We start from the raw sequence: 21720 nt of genomic DNA, 5'->3' as shown, positions 1-21720 counted from the left end.
GGGGTTGATCTTTATCCGGCCAGACCGAGAGTGTGAGATGCCATGGATGCCAGCCTGCTTTCCCCCCATCTGTTACCCGACGATCAGCTCACTCGCGAGAACTGCAAAGAGTATCTGAGCCGTTTTCTCGGCTGGCTGCACGCCCGTTTCGATGCCGGTGACAACATCATTGAACTGGTGGCCACCCGCTCCGAATACATGGATGATCTGCTGACCCGGCTGTGGCAGAAGTTCGGCTTCGACAAGACGGCGCTCACCCTGATCGCAGTGGGCGGCTATGGCCGTGGCGAGCTGCACCCCCACTCCGACATAGACCTGCTGATCCTCTATGAAGGCGATGAGCTGGACGAGGTGCTGGGGCTGCGCATCGGCGAATTCATCACCTTGCTGTGGGATCTCAAGCTGGAGGTGGGTCAGGCGGTACGCAACGTGGCCGAATGCATAGAGCAGGGCCGCGCCGACATCACGGTCGCCACCAACCTGATCGAGGCACGCTACATCACCGGCAACCTGGAAGGCTTCCAGCAACTCAAGGAGGCGACCGGCCCTCAGCACTTCTGGCCGAGCGAGCAGTTCTTCCAGGCCAAGCGCGAAGAGCAAGCGCTGCGCCACCAGCAATTTCAGGGCACAGCCTACAAGCTGGAGCCGGATCTCAAGAGCAATCCGGGCGGACTGCGGGACATCCAGACCCTGGCCTGGGTCGCCCGCCGCCATTTCGGCGCCACCACCTTGTTCGAGATGACCAGCCACGGCTTTCTCAACCGGGCCGAGTATCGTGAGCTGCTCGACTGCCAGAATTTCCTGTGGAAGGTGCGTTTCGCCCTGCACATGGCCATCAACAAGGGCGACAACCGCCTGCTGTTCGACCGCCAGCGCACCGTAGCCCAGATGCTGGGGTTCGAGGGGGACGGCAACAGCCCGGTCGAGCAGATGATGAAACGCTTCTATCAGACGGTGCGGCGGGTCTCGGAGCTCAACGAGATGCTGTTGCAACTGTTTGACGAGGCTATCCTCGGCAACACCGCCATGGACGTGCGCCGCCTCTCTGACGAATTCCAGCTCCGTGGTCGCCTCATCGACGCGGTGGATGCCGAGCTGTTTGGCCGCGAGCCCGCCGCCATACTGCGGCTCTTCTACCAGATAGCCCAACATCCCGAGATGGCTGGCATCCACTCCGCCACCCTGCGCCAGCTGCGCGAGGCGCGCCGCAAGCTCAACTGCTGGCTGCAGGATTTGCCCGAGTGCCGTCGCCTGTTCATGGCGCTGCTGCGCCACCCCAACGGCATAGGTCAGCCGCTCACCCTGATGCACAAATACGGGATCCTGGCGGCCTATTTGCCCCAGTGGAATCTCATCGTGGGCCAGATGCAGTTCGACATGTTCCACGCCTACACGGTCGATGAGCACACTCACCGGCTGCTCAAGAACATTCACCAGTTCCCCAATCCGGCCAGTCGCCAGAGCCACCCGCTCTGCCACGAGGTGTTCACTCGGCTGCGCAAGCCGGAGCTGCTCAGTATCGCCGCCCTGTTTCACGACATCGCCAAGGGCCGGCGCGGGGATCACTCCGAGCTCGGCGCCGTGGATGCACTGGAGTTTTGCCAGCTGCACGGCCTGGATCGCTACGAGAGCAGGCTGGTCGCCTGGCTGGTGCGCCACCACCTGCTGATGTCAGTCACCGCCCAGCGCCGCGACATCTATGATCCCGAGGTGGTCACCGACTTTGCCCAGAAAGTACGCGACGAACAACATCTCGACCTGCTCTACTGCCTCACTGTGGCCGACATCTGTGCTACCAACGACAGCCTCTGGAACGACTGGAAAGGCACCCTGCTACGCGAACTCTACTTCGCCACCCAGAAGGCGCTGCGCCAGGGGCTGGAAAATCCGCCCGACATGCGGCTGCGCATTCGCGAGAACCAGCGTCAGGCCAAGCAGATCCTGGCCCAGCGGGACGTGCCGGAAGCGGCCATCAACCAGCTGTGGAGCGACTTCAAGGCTGACTACTTCCTGCGCCACAGCCCGGAGCAGATCGCCTGGCACTGTCGCAAGATCATCGCGCATGGCGACAACCCGGCCCCGCTGGTGATCATCGGCAAGCATCCGACCCGGGGGGGCAGCGAGGTGTTCATCTACTGCCGCGATACCCCGAACCTGTTTGCCACCGTGGCCTCGGCGCTGGATCAGAAGAACCTCAACATCCACGATGCCCAGATCATGAATTCGCGCAGCGACTATGTGCTGGATACCTTCGTGGTGCTGGAGCCGAGTGGCGAGCCCATCAGCCCCAACCGCACCGCCACCATCAAGAAGGCGCTAGAGAAAGCCTTGCAGGAGCCGGGCAAGCTGGTGCTGCGCAACAAGCCGCTGTCGCGGCGCCACCGCCAGTTCAGCGTACCGACCCGCGCCGTCTTCCTGCCCCACAAGGGCGAAAACCGCCACACGCTACTGGAGCTGACGGCGCTGGATACGCCTGGTCTGCTGGCCCGGATCGGTGCCGTGTTCCAGCAGTGCGGCCTCTCCCTGCATGCGGCCAAGATCACCACCATTGGCGAGCGGGTGGAGGATTTCTTCAGCCTCACCACCCTCACGGGCGACCCCTTGACCCAGATTGAGCAGCAGGCGCTGGAAGAGCGGCTGGTGAATCAGCTCAACCCCCAGGCGTCCGCCGATGAGGAGAGCAGCGACAGACCGGAGAAAGGCCTCACAAGACGCCTTTCTTCATCCTGATTTATCAAGCAGAACAAATGGTTGGACCACTTAAGCACAATAAATCACCGTTCTCCCGAAGAAATCGGCTTGAGCCCTTAAAAACAATTGGAAAAGTGTGATACAACAAACCGAATTTTTTAAAGGAAACCTGTCATGACCGAGTTGCAACAGATCATCGAAGCGGCCTTCGAGCGCCGTGATTCCATCACGCCAGGCTCAGTCGATGCCGCCACCAAAGCCGCCATCCTGCAGGCCATCGACCTGCTGGATACCGGCAAGGCCCGTGTCGCCGAGAAAATTGCTGGCGAGTGGGTGGTACACCAGTGGTTGAAGAAAGCGGTACTGCTCTACTTCCGCATCAATGACAACGGCATCATCAAGGGCGACGATGCCCAGTACTACGACAAGGTTCCACTCAAGTTCTCCGACTACACCGCCGAGCAGTTCAAGGAAGCGGGTGTGCGCGTGGTGCCACCGGCGACTGCCCGCAAAGGCGCCTTCATCGCCCCCAATACCGTGCTGATGCCCTCCTATGTCAACATCGGCGCCTTCGTTGACGAAGGCACCATGGTCGACACCTGGGCTACCGTGGGCTCCTGCGCCCAGATCGGCAAGAACGTGCACCTCTCCGGCGGCGTCGGCATCGGTGGCGTACTGGAGCCGCTGCAGGCCAACCCGACCATCATCGAAGACAACTGCTTTATCGGTGCCCGCTCCGAAGTGGTTGAAGGGGTTATCGTCGAGGAAGGCTCCGTCATCTCCATGGGCGTCTTCATCGGCCAGTCCACTCGCATCTATGATCGCGAAACCGGTGAAATCCACTATGGTCGCGTACCGGCGGGTTCCGTGGTCGTCTCCGGCTCCCTGCCCTCCAAGTGTGGCAAGTACAGCCTGTACGCCGCCGTGATCGTCAAGAAGGTGGATGCCAAGACCCGCGCCAAAGTCGGTATCAACGCCTTGCTGCGCTCCATCGACGAGTAATCAGCATTGCTGTGATGAAAAGGGCGCCTTATGGCGCCCTTTTGATTTTGGCGCCCCTGTCACAGGCAAGCCATCAGGCTTCGGTTAAGATAGACGGGTCAGGATCGTTTCAAACCGAGGAAGCCCGATGTACGAGAATCTGAAGAGCCTGGGGATCCAGGAACCCACCTCAGTGGACAGCTATACCCTGCGCCAGGAAGCCAATCACGACATCCTCAAGATCTACTTCAAGAAGCAGAAGGGCGAGTTCTTCGCCAAGAGTGTCAAATTCAAATATCCCCGCCAGCGCAAGACCATGCTGGTCGACTCGGGTACCCATGAGTACAAGGATGTCACCGAAATCAACGCCAATCTCAAGTATGTGGTGGATGAGCTGGATAACCTGACTCAGGGCGTGCACACCCAGGCTGACCCGGATATCAAGCAGAAGATACTGCGTGATCTGCGTCATCTAGAAAAAGTGGTGCAGAACAAGATCCGCGATATAGAGCGGGATCTGGAGAAACTCTAGCCCCCCCAACTCGCCAAAAGAGCGCCAAAGTGGCGCTCTTTTTATGGGCAGGCTTTATCCACTGATGACTCTCGATCAGGTGAGCTAAGCATGCCACCTTGTGAACAGAGCCGACTGTTCCACTGCGCCACTTTGGCAACTCCATACCTGCCACGACCCGACTCACGTCGACGCGCACTATCCCGGACCACACATAGAAAGAGGGAGGCTTTCGCCTCCCTCTTCAAACACGCAGATATTCAGGCAACAGGATTAGTTACTCTTAATCCAGATGTCCATCTCGGTTTTCAGGTTATCGGACTTGGTACCGAAGATGGCTTGTACGCCGGAACCAGACACGACCACACCGGCAGCCCCCAGTTTCTTCAGACCAGCCTGGTCAACCTTGGCAACATCGTTCACACCAACCCGCAGACGGGTGATGCAGGCATCCAGAGAAGCGATATTCTCTTTACCACCGAAGGCGGCAACCAGAGCAGCAGACATCCCGTCCTTGCTTTGGCTAACGGTCTCTTCAGCAGTCTCGTCTTCACGGCCCGGGGTTTTCAGGTTCATGGCACGGATAACGAAGCTGAACACCACGTAGTAGATGACCGCGTAGACCAGACCCAGACCTACCAGCAACAGCATGTTCTCGGCACGGGGTGATTGCACCACGAAGTCGATGAAGCCGTTGGAGAAGGTATGACCGTGTACCACGCCCAGGGAGTTGGTCAGCACATAAGCCAGACCAGCCAGTACAGCGTGGATTGCGTACAGCACAGGGGCGATGAACAGGAAGGAGAACTCGATCGGCTCGGTGATACCGGTCAGGAAAGAGGTCAGGGCGGCAGAGGCCATGATACCAACGATCTTGGCGCGGTTTTCCGGCTTGGCAGCGTGAGCGATAGCAAACGCAGCAGCAGGCAGACCGAACATCTTGAACAGGTAGCCACCAGCCAGCTGACCAAAACCGTTACCGGCAGCGCGGGAAGCGTCATCAGCAGTCAGGAAGCAGGTCATGATACCGTGAACAGTTTCACCGGCAGCGTTAACACAGGTACCTGCCTGATAGAAGAAAGGCACGTTCCAGATGTGGTGCAGACCGAACGGGATCAGTGAGCGCTCAACCACGCCGTAGATACCGAAAGCCAGTACCGGGTTCTGGTTGGCAGCCCAGTCAGAGAAGGCACCGATGGCAGCGCCAACTGGCGGCCAAATTACCGACAGGATCACACCCAGGCCGATAGAGACGAAACCTGTGATGATGGGGACGGCACGCTTGCCCGCGAAGAAGCCCAGATACTCTGGTAGCTGGATCTTGTAGAAACGGTTGAACGCCCAGGCGGCGACACCACCGGCGAGGATACCGCCCAGGACACCGGTGTCGATCTTGTCAACACCCATCACTGGCGCCATCACAGACAGGGTGGCGGTCATGATACCGTAGCCAACGATGGCTGACAGACCGGAAACACCGTCGTTATTGGTAAAGCCGAGAGCCACACCGACGGCGAACAGCAGTGCCATCTGACCGAATACCGAGCCACCGGCCTGTTCCATCAAATGGGAAACAATTTCTGGCAACCAGCTGAAGTTTGCAGCACCGACGCCGAGCAGGATACCTGCTACTGGCAATACGGAGACGGGCAACATCAGCGATTTACCAACCTTTTGCAGATTAGAAAACGCATTTTTCATCATGAGTGTATGCTCCTGAATGGATTATCTTCCCGTAAACGCTTCAGTCCAATTGATAGACGATCACGAGCATCATCTTCATCGGCATGAATTCGATTGGGGGGTTGTTTATTTTGACCAGATGAATATAACCCAGTAGATCGGAAATTTCTTCGTTCAGGCGCAAGGGAATAAAAAATTTGGAGGGGAGATCACAAGATAATTCTGAGGGGGAATTAGAAAGAATTGAAGATATAATTCGGCACTGTCATGCTACGCCATTAATATGAAAAGTGCTGTTTCGCATTGTATTTTAACTAATCATAACAATTCCAAAGGAAACACCTTGTAACCAAATGTAACTTATTGCTGTTTTTCTATTTTAGTCTACCGATTAAAAAGGCCTCCAACAAGGGAGGCCTCAAATAAATATTATTCTATAAAGACTGGGCAATATTCAGCCTTTTTGCGAACGCTTGACCGCGTCAATAAAGATGGATTTCGCCTTGGTTGAACCGGCACGCTCGGCCTCATTGACCAGTTGCATCGCCTTGTCGATATCGCCGGCTTTTACCGCTTTCTCGATTTGGGACTGATAGAAGGCTTCGGTCTCGGTCAGCATGGGTGCCACATTGTTGGCAACCCCAGTAGTGGCCAGTGGCACCACCAGTTTATTAGGCGAAGAGTTGACCACCGGCGTATTGGCATCAATCACATCCTGATAGATAGGCTTGTAATAGTTGCTGTCTGTCTTTACGCCACTCAAGTCTTCCACAGAAATGCTGACAACCCCCCAGGGAGAGTGCGGAATGACAGGATCCTTCTCTCCATAGTCAACCACCCCCAGTGACCTGGTCATCAGCTTGGAGGGACTAAAAATGGTCGTTGTCTTATCCAGAGTGCCATGGTCGGTATAGATCACCATATAGCTCTCATTGTTCGGGTTGCCGACATAGGAGCGATCAACGGTAAACACCGCTGCTATTCGATCACCCTGCAGCATGCGCGCCGGCTCATACTTGAACACATCGCTGCCTAACTTGCGGGTCACATTGAATTTGGCATCAAGCATCAAGACTGTCGGGTTGAACAGTGATTTATCAATTAATCCATCGACTGTGATACGTAGATCACCAGAGTTTACGGGTAAACGGAAGGCTAAAAAATAGCTTTTCCCTTCACTGAAATTGTAAACCGGAGAGCTGCCATTGATTGGGATCAACTTGGTCGAACCAAGATGGAGATCCTGAAAAGGCAGGCTGGAGACATCGCGACAGCAGCTACTAACCGTAGCCAATTGGTCCATCGCAACCTCGCGATTTTCCATAATAGACTTGAACTCTTGAGTCGGGGCTACGTTCGTTTCCAACGCAGCACATCCCCCCAGGGCAACAGAGCAGAATACAGTCAAAGCTAATCTGGAATATCTCATTGCGTGACCCTACGAAACGTGTTGTAAAAAAAGAGCCCCCGTCATGCGGGGGCGCTTGTAATCATGTCATGAACAGCTTACCACCAGGCTTCGGCTTGAACACCGAAGGTCCAAACGTCATCCTGTTTCACGCCATTGGAATCCGGACGGAACTGTCCATCAGCATCCAAATAGGAAGCGTAAACACGGATTTCCGGACGGGCCCAGAAACCAGAACCGGCGGACCAGGCTTGTGCCAGGGTATACTTCTTACCGATATCACTGCTTTCGGTACCGTTGTGCGGCTTATTGTTATCGTGGTGGTAACCAAGCTCAGCGATAGTCTTCATTGTATCGTTCCATTTATACATCGGACGAACGACTACAGAGAAGGTTTCCTTGTCAGCGCTGTTATTGTCGATGTCACTGGCAGTCCCGAAGACCAGCTGGTGACCAACTTCGACTTTATCACCCACCGGCAGCACGCCCCAGTTGATGAAACGCCAGCCGTCGCCCTTGGCGGCAGCTTGGCTCAAGCCACTACCAGAACCGCTACCATATTCAACCGCCTGAGCGGCATAACCATCAGCAAAGTACTGAACAACGGTTTTGTTGAAGCCACCCAGCATGGATTGGGTCAACTCTGCGGTCACCATGTGACCATTTCTCTCGAATTCCTTGTCACCCAGAACGGACTTCTGCTCATCGGTCAGATTGCCACGGGCGTAGTTATAACCCAACTCCAGAGAACCATCTTTCCACAGCGGGATGCCTGCATAACGCAGGTCCAGCACGTCAGTGTTAACGCGCTCGTCTACACCAACCCCGCCAACAAACTTGTCGTAATCTTCCCACGGGTCGTTACGCAGCCATGCAAAAGAGAGCTTGCCCGGACCAGCTTGGATATTTTCTACGCCAGCACCGGCACCAGACACATCCCAGTAATAGAAATCTGTGATGTGGATGTCGTGACGTTGGTAGTAACGCTTACCGGCCCACAGGGTAGATTCTGGGGCAAAGCCCAAAACACCTTTGGCTTGAACGTTGAATTGACGCAGAGCAAAGTCGGCATCGTCGCCGCCTGTGCTTTCCCAGTCACGTCCTTGCTGACCAGAAACCATTGCAAACATGGAGTCTACGTAGAAGGACTTGCCATCCTTGTTGTAGGCCTCATGGCCCAGCTGTACTTCGCCGTAGGTCTCGGCTTCGTTGCCCAGACGACCTACTTTCTGTTTGGCGTAAGTTTGCAGGCTGCCGTTGTCGGAAGTACCGACACCAGAGCGCATATAGCCGTGGAAATCAACCGCGAAGGCGGCTTGGGAAGCCAGGGCTGCGGTTACTGCTGCAGCGATCGGAAGCCACTTTGCTTTCATTTTCATTTTCCTTATTCCCGCTGAGAGGAGTGTGATCCTGATATTCAAGTTCTTATCACCATAAAAACGCTTAGGTGATAACCGGGGTCGATTATAGGTAGCCAATTTCGTGACAAACATGAGCTGATTCACAGAATGGCGACAAACTACCCGGTTCATACCAGAGAGGGTTTCATGGGATGCCAAAAGCAAAAAACAAGCAACAACTCACCATTAATGATAAAAAAATGAAAACAATAAAGCTTTGAAAACGATGCCAACCATTAATTCGCCTCAATTATTAAGATGAAAACACCCAAATCAATGACAAAAACATGACTGAAATCGCTTTCAATGCGGAACTTTTAATTTTCTTGCATGTCTGTCATGACAGAAATACATGCTCGGCCAAGCGAAGGGATGCCAGAAAAATAGCCGGATAAAAGGCGAAAAATATGGTCAGTTGAGGCTTGTCTGTCCCGGAAATAAACATCCCCCGTGGTCAAACCAACAGGGGACATATAAAGAACACAAGGAGGGGAAAGCTCAGAGTGAGAGCATGAGTTATTTAAATGTTAATTTAATTATATTAAACCAACACCCTGTTCAGCTTTAAGCACATCAGGTGTGTTATTTTTGTACAAGCTCGCTATGTTCATGTATGAAAAATCTGCCTAATACTGGCTTTCCTACCTGCTTTATCATCTGATTGAACGAAAAAACGGCTCATGCTCTCGCCCTGGGGAAACTAGAGCGTATTTTCCCAACCGGTTAGCCAGGCCAGCGCCACTTTTTCCGGTTCATCGTCGACGGTGGCATCTATCTCCAGACGGGGTAACAACACCCTTGCTCCCAGCTCCTGCAACAGGCCGTCCAACTGACGGCCAGCCCCACAAAAGTGCTCATAGCTGCTATCGCCCAGGGCGATGAGCGCATAGCGCCACCCTTTCATATAGGGAGCCCGGTCGGCCAAGGCGGCGGCGAAGGGTTGCAGATTGGGCGGAATATCGCCCTGCCCTGTGGTGGCAGTGATCACCAGCAGAAAGCGGGAGGGATCCAGGTCTTCCAGCACTGCCTCATCGAAGATTTGGCACTCATGTCCCGCCTGCTGCAACTGCGCAGCCAACGTCTCGGCAACCAGCATGGCCGCGCCATAAACGGTTCCAACCACTATATCTATCTGAGCCATAACAGATTCCTTTGACTGACGTGGCGTTACAGCATGCCACAACCCGGTCGAAGGCAACACCCTGCCTCAAGTGAGCAAGCCAGGGGAAGATCAGTAGTCACTCTCGCTGGCGGGCCAGCCCAGCTCGGCAAACAGTTGCAATACGTCTGGCCCCAGCGGCGCCTGGATCCGCATCGGGACTTTGAGGATCGGGTGCTCGAAACTGAGTCTGCGGGCCACCAGCAGCAGGCGTTCACACCCCAGCTGCTCGCGAAAGAAGCGGTTGTGGCGGCCATCGCCATGGCTGGTATCCCCGACGATGGGGTGGAACAGATGAGCCAGATGGCGGCGCAGCTGATGCTTGCGACCGGTTTTTGGGAACAGCTTGACTAGGCTGTAACGACTGGTGGGGTGCTTCTTGGAAACCGCATGGGGCAACTCGACCTGGTGCAGGCGACGAAACGCGGTGACCGCCTCCTGGGCCGGGCGATCCGGGGAGCTCATGGCGTCGGCTATCTTGTCCAGCTGCTCCTTGAGGGGGTAATCGATCACCCCCTGCTCCGGGGCCCAGCCCCGCACCAGCGCCAAATACTCCTTGTGCACCCGACGGGCGGCAAACGCCTCGGTCAGGGTGCGGGCCACCGCAGGATCCAGTGCAAACAACAGTACGCCGGAGGTAGGGCGGTCGAGGCGGTGCACGGGATAGACGTGGCGACCACCGATAAGATCCCGGGTCATCTGCATGGCGAAGCGGGTCTCGGCCTTGTCGAGCCAGCTGCGGTGCACCAGCAGGCCCGACGGCTTGTTGACCGCCACCAGCCAGTCATCCTGATAGAGCAGGGTCAGTTTCATGGTGCCATCACCCCGCCACCCGACAGGGCCGCGCCAGCCAACATCTGCGTTTGATCGCGCAGAGTCAGGCTCATTTTTCCACCACCTTACCGGTCAGCAGCAGATCGAAGCGAGCGATAAGGCGCAGCAGGCTCGCCATTTCGGCCAGCTCGTTCTTGTAGACTTCGCTCGCCATGGGATAGAGGGAAACGCTGGTGGGCAGCGGCGCTTGCAGCATGACCAGCTGCTCCATGCGCGGGATCAGCACAAATTGCAGCCACTGATCGAAGCTCAGGGTATCGACACAAAATGGCAGCTCGCTCGCCAGGGCCTCTTCACCCGGATGCTCATCTTGCCAGCGCTCCAGCCGCTGCAACTCGGCGGTGAGTTCACCCAACAGGCCGGCTACCAGCAAATATTGATTCATCTCGTCGTCCTCTTGCTCATGACCACATACCGGTCAGCCTCCCCTGTAAAACAGACACTGGCTGGCCGAGCTCATCAAAAAAGGGCGCTACTATACACCGTCCCCCTCCCCCTCTGCCATGTTCCATTGACAAGCTGGACGCAGAGCCAAGCTATGCAGGTGATCATGCTGAACGCGCCTTGGCGCATACAGTGCAGAACAAGGTGAAAGCAGCGGACCATCGAACGGATCTGCCAGAACCACGTCGGTCCATGATGGATTCATGGGCTCGAACAAGCAGGAAGCGCTCATCGGGCCACGTCCTGCTATGTTCTTTTTTTAGCTTTTCTTAGCCGTTGATGACATCTTGCCAAACCAATGCTCCGACAACTTCTGAGCCTGTTTGACTTCCGGTTTGGTCATTGCGGCCTCCAGCTCGTCACGGGCCTGCATGGCTTCATGCATCCCTTCGGTGGCGGCCAAGGAGAGCCAGGCGTAGGCATGTATCCGGTTGCGCGGTGCCCCCAGACCTTTCTCACGCAGCGTCCCCATCCGGTATTGGGCCATGCGGTCACCTTGCTGAGCGGCCAGGCGATACTGCTTGAGAGCCAGCGTGTAATCCTCTTTGCCACCTTGGCCCAAACGCAGCATTTCACCGTAGGCGTATTGCGCTGCCGTGTGTCCCTGTTGAGCGGCCTTGGCATAACTGGCTCTGGCTTGCTCCAAAGCCCCTTGGTCCTGCTGTAACTCCGCCAGCTCAAACCACGCCTTGGTTACGCCACCGTCAGCGGCCAGCGTTAACCAGTGGGCCTGCTGCTCCCGGTCTACCTGCAGCAAGCTCAGTTGGTACTCGGCTTCGTGGGAGCCGTGTCCGGCTGCCAGCTCCAGCCAATAGCGCCCCAAAGCGGGATCTGCGGGGACTTGCTCCCCTGCCAGATATGCCATCCCTAGCCAGAGTTCAGCCTCGGCAGAGCCCGCAGTGGCGGCGCGCTGATAGGCAGCGAAAGCATTAGAAGGAAGCGCCTGTTTAGCTTGCAGCAACAAGGCGTCCGGTTGCTGTTGGGCAGCGGCTTTATCATTCCAGCGCTGGGCAATATCCGGCCGTTTGGCAACCCCTTTGCCCATTTCATAGCGCTGACCCAGCAGGTACTGGGCATCACGGTTGCCCAGTTCTGCCGCTTTTTCTAACCATTTGACGGCATCAACATCAGCACCCGGTTGTTTGCTGTACCACAGTGCCAGGACTAACTGCGCTTCGGCATGATCCCGCTTGGCGGCCTGCTCGAACCAGTCGAGGCATTCACTCACCAGTTTGCCTTGATGCTGCTCCTGGCACATCAATCCCAACCGATAGCTGGCATGGGTGTTGCCAAGCCGCGCAGAACGTTGCCACCACTGGGTAGCAAGCGCCGGATTTTTGGGCTCACCGAGCCCAGCCTGATACCAGTCACCCACTTGCCACGCGGCGTTAGCGCGGATCTGCTGATCAGCGGCCAAGGGGCCCGACTGCTCAGCCGCTTGCTGCATCCAGTGCATGGCATTGGGGTAATCAGGTTGGGCCGCCAGACGTTTGGCCAGCTCGTATTGAGCCTTGCCATTGCCCTGAGTGGCGGCTTGGGATAACTCGGCGTCAGTGCGTGACGCAGTGGAAGAACAGGCGGTTATCATGCTGGCTGCTAGCGCCAGCCATAAGGCTCGATATGTCATGAGAAAATTCTTCGCATAGTGAAAAAGTGATGGATGAGGCACTGCTGTCTTTCTGGCTGATCCGTTATGCTACGCAGCCACCTGATGGGCACAAAACTGATGCGGCGCCTTCCCTGGCCATTAGCCTTGCCTATCAGGTGGTTTGCTGCAGGTGATCCTGCTAGGCCTTCTGCCACTTGGCATACTCAGCTTTATCGCCTCTGGCCAGCAGGAAGGCACAGATGCTCTCTGCCAACTCTGCAGCCATGGCATGATCGTTATCACGACGACAGTTCAGATACTGGGCTAACCAGTTTTGGTACTGCTTCATTGATACCTCTTAAACGGCTATCTAAATCAATTGACCGGATCGGTATCCGTCTTGGGTTGTGCGGCGCGGTAGGCATCCATGATCGGAGCCCAGGCCATACCACTGGGGGTGGGGTATTGCTTGTAGTCATCACCGTATGCTTTATCAAAATCGTCGAACCACTCTTTGTAGACTTTGGTGACAGGATTTTCCTTGTCTTGCGAGGTTTGAATTTCCTTAGCAATCCCCCTGGCCAGCAGGATATCAGGTGTCACTCTGACACTGGTTAAAAATGCTTCCACATAGCCGCCGCTAGCCATACCTAAGCCAATATTATCTCGGCGTACTTCACGCCACTCATCCCTTACCTTGATGCGATAGGGTTGCGCAATCATGCTTTCCAGTTCTGCTGGCAACGCCAGGCTAATGCGATAGCGCTTTTTGTCATGAAATGAAACCCACTCTACTTCAACTGTATCTGGAGCCGTGTGAATATCTCGGCGACCGGCAGTGATCAACCAGCGATAGTCCCTTTCACGAAGCGATTCTGTATCAACTCGGCTAGACGCTCCGTTGGTTGAGGCATCTACCAATTTGCCTTGACGATAAAAGAGTACCTCCGTCACCCACAACTCATCAGCGTTCGAACCCACCATATGGCGCCAGTCCAGTTGTTTGGGGCCGGTAGTGGCAGCCTGGCAGGCTGCGACTAACGGCAACAGCAGCAATAAGAGAATCCAGCGCATGGAAGCCATCATTGCACTGGGTCTGTATCTGTCTTGGGCTGCACTGCACGGTAGGCTTCCATGATAGGAGCCCATGCTTCACCGGTAGGGATAGGGTTTTTCTGGTAGAGAGCACCAAATCGCTCTGTGAACTCATCAATCCCATACTGCCGATTGAGTGGGACTTTCTTGTCATACCAATCGTCAGTCACTTCATGGGCCATACCACTAGCAATCAGAGCGTCAGGCAGTGGATCGAGGCTTCTCAAGAACACCTCTACATATCCTCCAGGGGCAAGCCCCAACACAACGTAGTTACGCTGTGCTATTCGCTCCCCTTTGAGGCGGTAACGCTGCGCCATCTGCTTGCCCAGATCCTTGGGCAGATCCAGCGTGATGCCATACCGCTTCTTGTCGTGATACGACACCCATTCGATCTCAACCTTGTCAGGCACTGGCTGACCGTAAAAACTCCGGCCTTTTCCTACAAACCAGCGATAGCTCTTTTCATTTAACAGCAGCTCGCTCACAGCAGACACGGTTCCATTACTCGACTCATGCGTTCTCACACCTTCTCGAGAAAACAGGGCGCGGGTATGCCAGATTTCATCTGCATTGGACCCAACGCTGTAGCTCCAATCCATCTTGGTCGGACCGTTGTCATTGCATCCCACCAACCCCAGTAACAGTAATGGCAGTAATAACCAGCGCATCATCATTGCACTGGGTTTATATCAGTCTTAAGCTGTGCCGCTCGGTAAGCGTCCATTATCGGGGCCCAGGCCATGCCACTGGGGGTGGGGTACTGTTGATAGGCGTCACCGTATGATTTATCAAAATCGTCGAACCACTCTTTGTATACTTTGGTAACGGGATTTTCCTTGTCTTGCGAGGTTTGAATTTCCTTAGCAATCCCCCTGGCCAGCAAGATATCAGGCTTCACTTTGGCGTTGGTTAAAAACACTTCCACATAGCCACCGGTGGCCATACCTAAGCCAATATTATCGCGGCGTACTTCACGCCACTCATCCCTCACCTTGATGCGATAAGGTTGCGCAATCATGCTTTCCAGTTCTGCTGGCAACGCCAGGCTAATGCGATAGCGCTTTTTGTCGTGGAATGAAATCCACTCCACTTCTACCCGATCGGGGGCGGGGTGAATATCACGGCGCCCCTTTCCTATGCTCCAGCGGTAATCTTTCTCTTTTAACGAGTTGGCGCTAACTGAGCGTAGAGCCCCATTGGTTGAGGCATCCACCAACTTGCCTTGACGATAAAAGAGCACCTCCGTCACCCATAATTCATCAGCATTGGTGCCCACCATATGGCGCCAATCCAGCTGTTTGGGGCCTGTGGGGGCTGCTTGGCAGGCTGCGACTAACGGCAACAGCAGCAATAATAGAATCCAGCGCATGGAAGCCATCATTGCACTGGGTCTGTATCTGTCTTGGGCTGCGCCGCTCGGTAAGCGTCCATGACCGGGGCCCAGGCCATACCACTGGGAACTGGATAGAGTTGATAAGCTTTGCTGTAGTTTTCGTCAAAATCAGCCCAACGATTTTCAAACTGACTGGCGAGCGGGAAACGTTGATCATAGGGGTCATCTGTGACCTCTTTGGCAATCCCCCTAGCCAGCAGGATATCAGGCTTCACTTTGGCATTGGTTAAAAACGCTTCCACATAGCCACCGGTGGCCATACCTAAGCCAATGTTATCTCGGCGTACTTCACGCCACTCATCCCTCACCTTGATGCGATAAGGTTGTGCAATCATGCTTTCCAGCTCTGCTGGCAACGCCAAGCTAATCCGATAGCGTTTCTTGTCATGAAATGAAACCCACTCTACTTCAACTGTATCTGGAGCCGGGTGAATATCTCGGCGACCGGCAGTGATCAACCAGCGATAGTCCCTTTCACGAAGCGATTCTGTATCAACTCGGCTAGACGCTCCGTTGGTTGAGGCATCTACCAATTTGCCCTGACGATAAAAAAGGACTTCATTCACCCATATCTGATCAGCGTTGGACCCCACCATATGGCGCCAGTCCAGTTGTTTGGGGCCTGTGGGGGCAGCTTGGCAGGCTGCGACTAATGGCAACAGCAGCAATAAGAGAATCCAGCGCATTAATAACCTCCCTTTTTATTACCCGTCAGCTTGCGGATCTCTTTGTCACTAACCCTATTGGGCTTGTTAACTAGCCCGGTATCTGCGCTGTAGTGCACATAATCCTGTCGCAACTTTTGGTACACCTCGTCAGGTAAGCGACGAGCCAAGTTGATCACCTCTCCGCGCCGTTTGGCCACATCAACCCATAGCTCATCGAGTTTGGCCAGGTTCACAGTGGGGTATGAAAGAGCGCTGTCCATCCGCAATCCCTTATCGGTAGGATCCCATTTATCGAACGGTACTCCGGCATCCCTCGCCGCTTCCACCATCATGTGCAGCGGTATACGTGAATACTCCCCTTCCACCACCCGGTACAGCACCACATCGACGCAGATGTTTCTATGGCCTCCAGTTTGGCTGCCAGTGATCGGGCCCAGTGACCTGGGGCGCACATTCAGATAGCCAAGCTGAGTGGCATCACTATCGCTAGCCAGAGACACAACGCCTTTAGCCCAGCCTTGTCCGGCGCGCATTTTGGCATAGGCACTGGCATCCCGATACGCCTGGGCATCGGCTGGATGGATGTGCGGCAACTCATCGGAACTGAAGGTCCCGATCACGCTATTTTCAGTGATCAGCGGTGACGCATAGTTGGGATCACGCAAACTCCAGCGGCTGTAATAGCCCCCTCCGATATCAGAGTGGGCGCCGGGAATAATGACCTCGGTAAAACTCTCCGCGATTGCGGTGCCTGCGGCATCGTCGGTGATACGGGTCAAGTCAAAGTGATAACGCCACTCGTCAGCCGCCACGATATGCACCACTCGTTCGGCACAGTCAGGATCCAAAACCACGCTACGTTTGCCCCACAGATAGGAGCTGACCACGGTATCAAGCAGCCCGACAAATTGGATACGCACATCATCACGACTGGCCCAGTCAAAGCCCGCTTTCAAGGGAATATCGGGGTCAGCGGCCATGGCCTCCACCAGAGGGTGATCGCCCTTCTTGTCAATACGGTTTACAAACTGGCGAGCGGCAGATGCGCCTCGGCTAAAGCCAAAGACATCGAACTCGACCTTATGAATGCACTCGATGGTGGGCAGTATGCTCTCAAGTTGTTCTTTTATTTCTGCAACAATCTGGGTACGACAAGCCTGTTCGACACGGGAGGCGCTGGAGGTCTTACCTTTATCAGCCCCCAGACCCACACCGGTGTCATCCTCACCTTGGGTTGTGCCTATCCCCTCAACATAAACCTTCACGATAAGAGACCGCTTACTTGGGGGGAGATACAAGTCATGAGCCTTGCCGATATTGGTGATGTCGTTCTTCTCACTGTTATTCAGACCATCAGGCAACGCCCCTTCAAAACACTGCTCCAGCAATATCTGCTGTTCTTCCGGGCTGCATTGCGCCAAGGCCTCCTCCAATGCGCTTTTCCCCCCCTTGTGCTTGAAGGTGTTGTTGGCGGTGCCATCAAAGAACACCCCGATACGCAGGATATTCAGCTGATAGCCCTTCACCTCAATCACATAGGAGTGCTTGGTGATAAAGCGCGGGGGCTGGGCTTTTCCTGCTTGATGCCCTTCCGGTAGCGGCTGCTCGGGGTCGGTGAGGCAAAGGTCGCCAGTGGTCACCTTGACGAGCTCACGCTTCATATCGCAGTGTCCGAAGAGCTTGTCGGTATAGGGGGGGACCTTGCTGGTCTCGCCTTCTTTTAGGGCTTCACGGGACTGGGCGGCTTTCAACCAAGGCTGGGTTTCCAGCTTGACCGTCACCGGACCGACCGCAAAGCCTTGTACCAGGGTTGGACCGTCTTTCAGGGTCACGGTTTGGGTTTTGCCTGCAGCGTCGGTCAAGGTGGCTTTTTGCCCCTTGAACGAGCGGTTCTGTTCATCCCGAACGTCTATCTCAATCCAGCAGTTACTTTGCTCACAGGGGATGCAGTGGGCGCTGATAGCCATTACACGGCTCCTATCAATTCAGGGTGTTTGTTCAGCCAGTTCTTCACCTGAGCCAGTTCGTCGTTAGTCAGCATCAATGGTGCTCTGATGGCATCGAGCGCCATATTAGCCTGCAACGTGAGAGCGCCAGCCACAATGCCATCAAGGACGTCACCTTCTAACCCACCTTGATTGGCCTGCTTGAGGACTGTGGCAATTGCGGCTTCCGGATTGGGATGACGCGCCATCATATCCTCCATGCGCTGCCAGAAGTGGCGCGAGAGGATGTAGGCGTGACGGCTTTCGTCATACAGCGGTGCCAGGTGGTGAGGCTGGACGCGAAACCAGGGTGCTTGGCGGGGAGTAAATTCGGCATCAGGCGTGCGTAGCCAAGCGCTGTCGTTAGCCCACAGGCTGGAGCAGGGGCCGAGCACATCATCGAGCTCCTGCTGACTCATGGTGGCCAGCATCTTGGGAAAGACCCGATTATCGGCATAACGCAGCCACATCACTTCCCCTTCAAACGCCACCTCTATCAGGCTTTGCCAATGCTTCTGAACAACATTCACAGGTTCGCTACTAAGGAAATAAAAGCCGCGAAGTTGTGGGTGAGCAACAATAAACTCACCTGAGGGAAAGGGCAGTAACCAAGGACCTTGTTCAGCTTGATCGGCAAAGGCAGTGCCAGCAAACAGGGGACAAGCATCTCTACCACCTTGTTCGCAAAACGACAAGATTGCTTGATGATCTGCAACTGCATCAACAATTGCAAAACGCTGACATGCATCTGATGCAATAAACCTCTCATCGTTAAGTGGAAAAGGTGACATACACTTCCTCTAGGAGATAAATTTAATTTTCTTGCTGGCTAATTGGGTGATCTTGTTATCTTTTAAACTGATCAAGACGTCTTCAGACAATCCCTTTATCTTGAGTTTGTTTCCTGAGCGGGCGAGCAGAGCATAGGCATAACCAGCTCGAGGAGCCCTACTGGTAGTCTTGGCTTGGTTATAATCGAATATTACAACTCTGGGGCTAGTCTTATTAATTACAGTTCCCTCTTTACCCATATAAGTAATGATTGCCCCTTCGTAGGAATTAAAGATATCAAGTAACGAGTTATTGTGCTTGATCAATACATCGGTGTTACGCCCAGTCAACACTGTGTGACATGCTGCTGTCGTCGTAATACCATCAACTCCAGTTTTCCAATCCATACCACCAGGTTGACCTGTATGGTAGGCATAGAAAAATTCATGGTCATAAGCATACATCATGGTGCAACCACTCAATGCACCAGAAGTAACGATAACAGGATATCCATCAACTAAGGAATTAAGCTCAAGACGAATGCCTATTGTCCCTGCTGTACCATTGACTACATTGATCAAGGAAACATTTTTTCCTAGCGTTTCTTTCCCCCAATAGGATCCGATTTGCAATCCACCTTCACATGAAGTCGCCTGTTCACCTGTAGATGTTATAATTTTATCACTAAATAACGCATCCTCGCTGCTATAAGGCCTCGGCATATCTAGCTGTACTAGTGCATCAACACGGCAAACGTCAAACTTGAGTTCAATAGAATGGGATGCATCCCCAACTAATAGGCCGCGTGTTTGCAAAGGCGATATATACCCCCTCATTAACCTTTCTGTATTTTTGTTTGGCTTAAACGACGTTTGAGTCGAGCTCCCCCTAGAGGCAGACAAAGGAGCACCTAGGGACTTGACTGAATCATTTGAAAAAGCACATGGCTTCACTAGCGGGGCCATGGACTCCATGCTTTTTTGAATAGCACTCGCAGGGATAGTCGCTGGTGGTACTGGCGGCACCTTGACCGCCCCGGGCAAACCGGGCATTTGCCCTGCCCAGCCCGAGCCAGAACCGGGGCTGCCGCCAGAGTTCATCTTGATGGAGCCGCCAGAGAGGGTGACACCACCGGCATCAATCTTCACAAAGCTGCCGCCGACTTTCAGGGTCAGTTCGGCCCCGGCCTCCATCACGATTTTCATGCCCGCCTTGTGGTGCACTTCGCTGCCAGCATCAACCAGCAGTGACTGAGCCAGCTTCTGGTGCATGGAGGCATCCACCGTCAGCGAATAGTCAGCCTTGATGTGGTCGCGCTTCTCGCCCTCGACTGTCAGGTGGTCGTTGGCCTTGATGCGGGTCACCCGCTCGTTGTCGATATCACGATGCTCGTCATGCTTGATATGCCAGGCCGCGTCGTTCTCGATTAGCACGTTCAGGTCTTTCTGACCGTGGATGTAAATCTCTTCCTGCCCCGCCTGGTCTTCAAAACGCAGCTCGTTGAAGCCCTCGCCCTGATGAGTTTCGGTGCGCAGCACGGTGCGCGTCTTGTTGGCGGGCAGCTCGTAAGGGGGGCGGTTGGTGGCATGGAAGGTGCGACCGGTAACGATGGGCTGGTCGGGGTCCCCTTCCAGGAAACTCACGATGACTTCGTGGCCGATGCGCGGGATGGCCATCATGCCGTACTGGCCACCGGCCCAGCCCTGACTCACCCGCACCCAGCAGGAGCTCTGGTCGTTGGAACTGCCGTAGCGGTCCCACGGGAATTGCAGTTTTACCCGGCCATGCTCGTCGCAGTGAATCTCCTCCCCTTCAGGCCCAACCACGCTGGCGATTTGCGGGCCGTCGACCATTGGCTTGTGGGGCGCCTCGGGGCTGCCGATGCGGGCGCGCCAGGTGGTACTCGCTTTCACTACGCCAAATTCGTTGTGGTAAACGGTCGGGCCGCTGCCGCCCTCTTCCTCCAGCGCCTGTGGCTGTTCGCCGGTGTGGCGGATACGGACGATTTGCCAGTCGGTGTTGAGGTTACCGTTCGGATGCTCGGTGAGTGAAAATGTCTGGCCCGGCAGCAGGGCCGCGCTGTTGGACTTGCCACTGCCGCTGACCGCGTCATTGCGCAGGGCATCGAGCCGGTGCTGGGCAAAGGCCTTGCCACTGCCGTCCTGCTTGTAGCGGCCCGGATAGTCAAAGTGCTGGTAAGTGTCGCGCTGGTGCTCCAGCTCAGCCCCCATTTTCTTCTGGGAGAGACCGTAAGCCGGGGTCTTGAAGCTGTAGTCCTTGAGCTCCACGTCTGAGGGGCGCACTGATTCTCGGTAGTGGAACTGGCGCACATAGGCGCCCTGTTCCAGCGAGCGATTGCCGAGGTTGAAAAAGAGCTCGGGGCCAGCTGTTAATGCCGCCGCATCGTCGGCAAAGACGATACGATGCTTGCCTGCTTCAAACTCGTGGAAGTAGAACAGCCCCTCTTCGGCAGCAAGGCGGTTAACGAAATCGAGGTCGGTTTCTCGATACTGGACGCAGTATTCACGCTGGGCGTGTTCGTTTTTCAGCGCAAAGGCGTAATCGGTGATGCCGTGCTCTTGCAGCAAAATGGAGAGGATTTCGTCAGGCTTTTGTGCCTGAAATATGCGGGAGTTTTGGCGAAGCGAGAGTCGCCACAGCTCCGGCTGCACCCGCAGCTGATAGCGGGTACGGCGAAAGCCGCTGTCCCCTTGCGCAAAATCGCTCACTACCCCGCATACCCGGCGCTGCAGCTCGCCGTGGTACCACACCATCAGCTCGCAGGGCTGGTCAAGCACGGCGCCAACGTCGACGTCAGGCTCCGGGCTCGCCAATTCCAATCGCAACTGGAACGGCCCGTTCAGTGCCTCTTCCAGCGCAAACTCGGCCACCACGAAGGTGGTCTCGGGCAAGGCCCCTACCTTAACGGTAAATTGTAATCCTGTGCTGTCTGCCATCGGTGAGCGCCCCTGAGATGTCATGCGGCCCCGCACAATCGGGAGCCATTCAAACTGTGTGAGAGATCCGTCATCGCCCCGGCGTTTCTGACACCATGGCTGCCGCACGCCCTTGACGGCGTGCAGCAAGACGTGAACTCGTCTTTTTT

18 protein-coding genes and 1 pseudogene are annotated in these 21720 nt (G+C 55.1%); 3 read left to right on the top strand and 16 right to left on the bottom strand.

Annotated features, from left to right (window positions below; all coding sequences use genetic code 11):
- The first annotated feature begins 42 nt into the window (after nt 1–42).
- The 3 genes from glnD to BN1129_RS17070 all read left to right on the top strand — a co-directional run bounded on the left by glnD (nt 43) and on the right by BN1129_RS17070 (nt 4204).
- Entirely contained in the window at nt 43–2730 is a 2688-nt protein-coding gene (gene glnD, locus BN1129_RS17080; protein ID WP_042038145.1) for a bifunctional uridylyltransferase/uridylyl-removing protein GlnD, read from the top strand.
- A gap of 135 nt (nt 2731–2865) precedes the next feature.
- The gene (gene dapD, locus BN1129_RS17075) at nt 2866–3693 is read left to right on the top strand and encodes a 2,3,4,5-tetrahydropyridine-2,6-dicarboxylate N-succinyltransferase (protein ID WP_042038143.1); all 828 of its coding nucleotides are present in this window, start codon (nt 2866–2868) and stop codon (nt 3691–3693) included.
- A gap of 127 nt (nt 3694–3820) precedes the next feature.
- Entirely contained in the window at nt 3821–4204 is a 384-nt protein-coding gene (locus BN1129_RS17070; protein WP_042038140.1) for a DUF3461 family protein, read from the top strand.
- 252 nt (nt 4205–4456) lie between these two features.
- Here the strand turns inward: BN1129_RS17070 and ptsG are convergent, their stop codons facing one another.
- From ptsG to BN1129_RS17000, 16 genes and pseudogenes are all read right to left on the bottom strand, one after another.
- Nucleotides 4457–5887, bottom strand: a complete 1431-nt coding sequence (ptsG, locus tag BN1129_RS17065) for a PTS glucose transporter subunit IIBC (protein WP_042038138.1) — start codon at nt 5885–5887, stop codon at nt 4457–4459.
- A gap of 433 nt (nt 5888–6320) precedes the next feature.
- Nucleotides 6321–7190, bottom strand: a complete 870-nt coding sequence (locus BN1129_RS17060; RefSeq protein WP_244463074.1) for a MalM family protein — start codon at nt 7188–7190, stop codon at nt 6321–6323.
- Between the two features lie 182 nt (nt 7191–7372).
- The gene (locus BN1129_RS17055) at nt 7373–8647 is read right to left on the bottom strand and encodes a maltoporin (protein ID WP_042038136.1); all 1275 of its coding nucleotides are present in this window, start codon (nt 8645–8647) and stop codon (nt 7373–7375) included.
- A gap of 727 nt (nt 8648–9374) precedes the next feature.
- Nucleotides 9375–9815: a flavodoxin gene (locus BN1129_RS17050; protein WP_042038134.1), complete on the bottom strand. Its 441-nt coding sequence runs from the start codon at nt 9813–9815 to the stop codon at nt 9375–9377.
- A 90-nt stretch (nt 9816–9905) separates the two neighbouring features.
- A complete protein-coding gene (truC, locus tag BN1129_RS17045) occupies nt 9906–10646 on the bottom strand; it encodes a tRNA pseudouridine(65) synthase TruC (RefSeq protein ID WP_042038132.1) in 741 nt (246 codons plus the stop codon).
- A 70-nt stretch (nt 10647–10716) separates the two neighbouring features.
- Nucleotides 10717–11052, bottom strand: a complete 336-nt coding sequence (locus BN1129_RS17040) for a YqcC family protein (RefSeq protein ID WP_042038130.1) — start codon at nt 11050–11052, stop codon at nt 10717–10719.
- A gap of 318 nt (nt 11053–11370) precedes the next feature.
- Nucleotides 11371–12738, bottom strand: coding sequence for a tetratricopeptide repeat protein (locus tag BN1129_RS17035; RefSeq protein ID WP_042038129.1), 1368 nt, complete (start codon nt 12736–12738; stop codon nt 11371–11373).
- A gap of 160 nt (nt 12739–12898) precedes the next feature.
- Nucleotides 12899–13048: a hypothetical protein gene (locus BN1129_RS23895; RefSeq protein ID WP_167335291.1), complete on the bottom strand. Its 150-nt coding sequence runs from the start codon at nt 13046–13048 to the stop codon at nt 12899–12901.
- A gap of 26 nt (nt 13049–13074) precedes the next feature.
- Complete coding sequence (locus BN1129_RS17030; protein ID WP_042038128.1) at nt 13075–13773, bottom strand: DUF2931 family protein; 699 nt, start codon at nt 13771–13773, stop codon at nt 13075–13077.
- Between the two features lie 8 nt (nt 13774–13781).
- Nucleotides 13782–14396, bottom strand: a complete 615-nt coding sequence (locus BN1129_RS17025) for a DUF2931 family protein (protein ID WP_244463073.1) — start codon at nt 14394–14396, stop codon at nt 13782–13784.
- Nucleotides 14397–14467: 71 nt separating this feature from the next.
- Nucleotides 14468–15166, bottom strand: coding sequence for a DUF2931 family protein (locus BN1129_RS17020; protein ID WP_042038127.1), 699 nt, complete (start codon nt 15164–15166; stop codon nt 14468–14470).
- A gap of 8 nt (nt 15167–15174) precedes the next feature.
- A complete protein-coding gene (locus BN1129_RS17015) occupies nt 15175–15876 on the bottom strand; it encodes a DUF2931 family protein (protein WP_042038126.1) in 702 nt (233 codons plus the stop codon).
- Entirely contained in the window at nt 15876–17825 is a 1950-nt protein-coding gene (locus BN1129_RS17010; RefSeq protein ID WP_042038124.1) for a T6SS phospholipase effector Tle1-like catalytic domain-containing protein, read from the bottom strand. The genes BN1129_RS17015 and BN1129_RS17010 overlap by 1 nt, the downstream gene beginning before the upstream one ends.
- On the bottom strand, nt 17825–18634 hold the full coding sequence (locus tag BN1129_RS17005; RefSeq protein ID WP_042038122.1) for a DUF4123 domain-containing protein: 810 nt from the start codon (nt 18632–18634) through the stop codon (nt 17825–17827). The genes BN1129_RS17010 and BN1129_RS17005 overlap by 1 nt, the downstream gene beginning before the upstream one ends.
- 9 nt (nt 18635–18643) lie before the next feature.
- Nucleotides 18644–19579, bottom strand: coding sequence for a cytotoxic necrotizing factor Rho-activating domain-containing protein (locus BN1129_RS24260; protein ID WP_280136039.1), 936 nt, complete (start codon nt 19577–19579; stop codon nt 18644–18646).
- A gap of 81 nt (nt 19580–19660) precedes the next feature.
- Nucleotides 19661–21571: pseudogene (locus BN1129_RS17000) on the bottom strand (type VI secretion system Vgr family protein); the annotation flags it as partial.
- Between the last annotated feature and the right edge of the window lie 149 nt (nt 21572–21720).

This window comes from Aeromonas popoffii, assembly GCF_000820025.1.
GTDB classification, from domain to species: domain Bacteria; phylum Pseudomonadota; class Gammaproteobacteria; order Enterobacterales; family Aeromonadaceae; genus Aeromonas; species Aeromonas popoffii.
The sequence above is the reverse complement of the archived record's forward strand: the minus strand, read 5'-3'. Positions and strand labels throughout refer to the sequence as shown.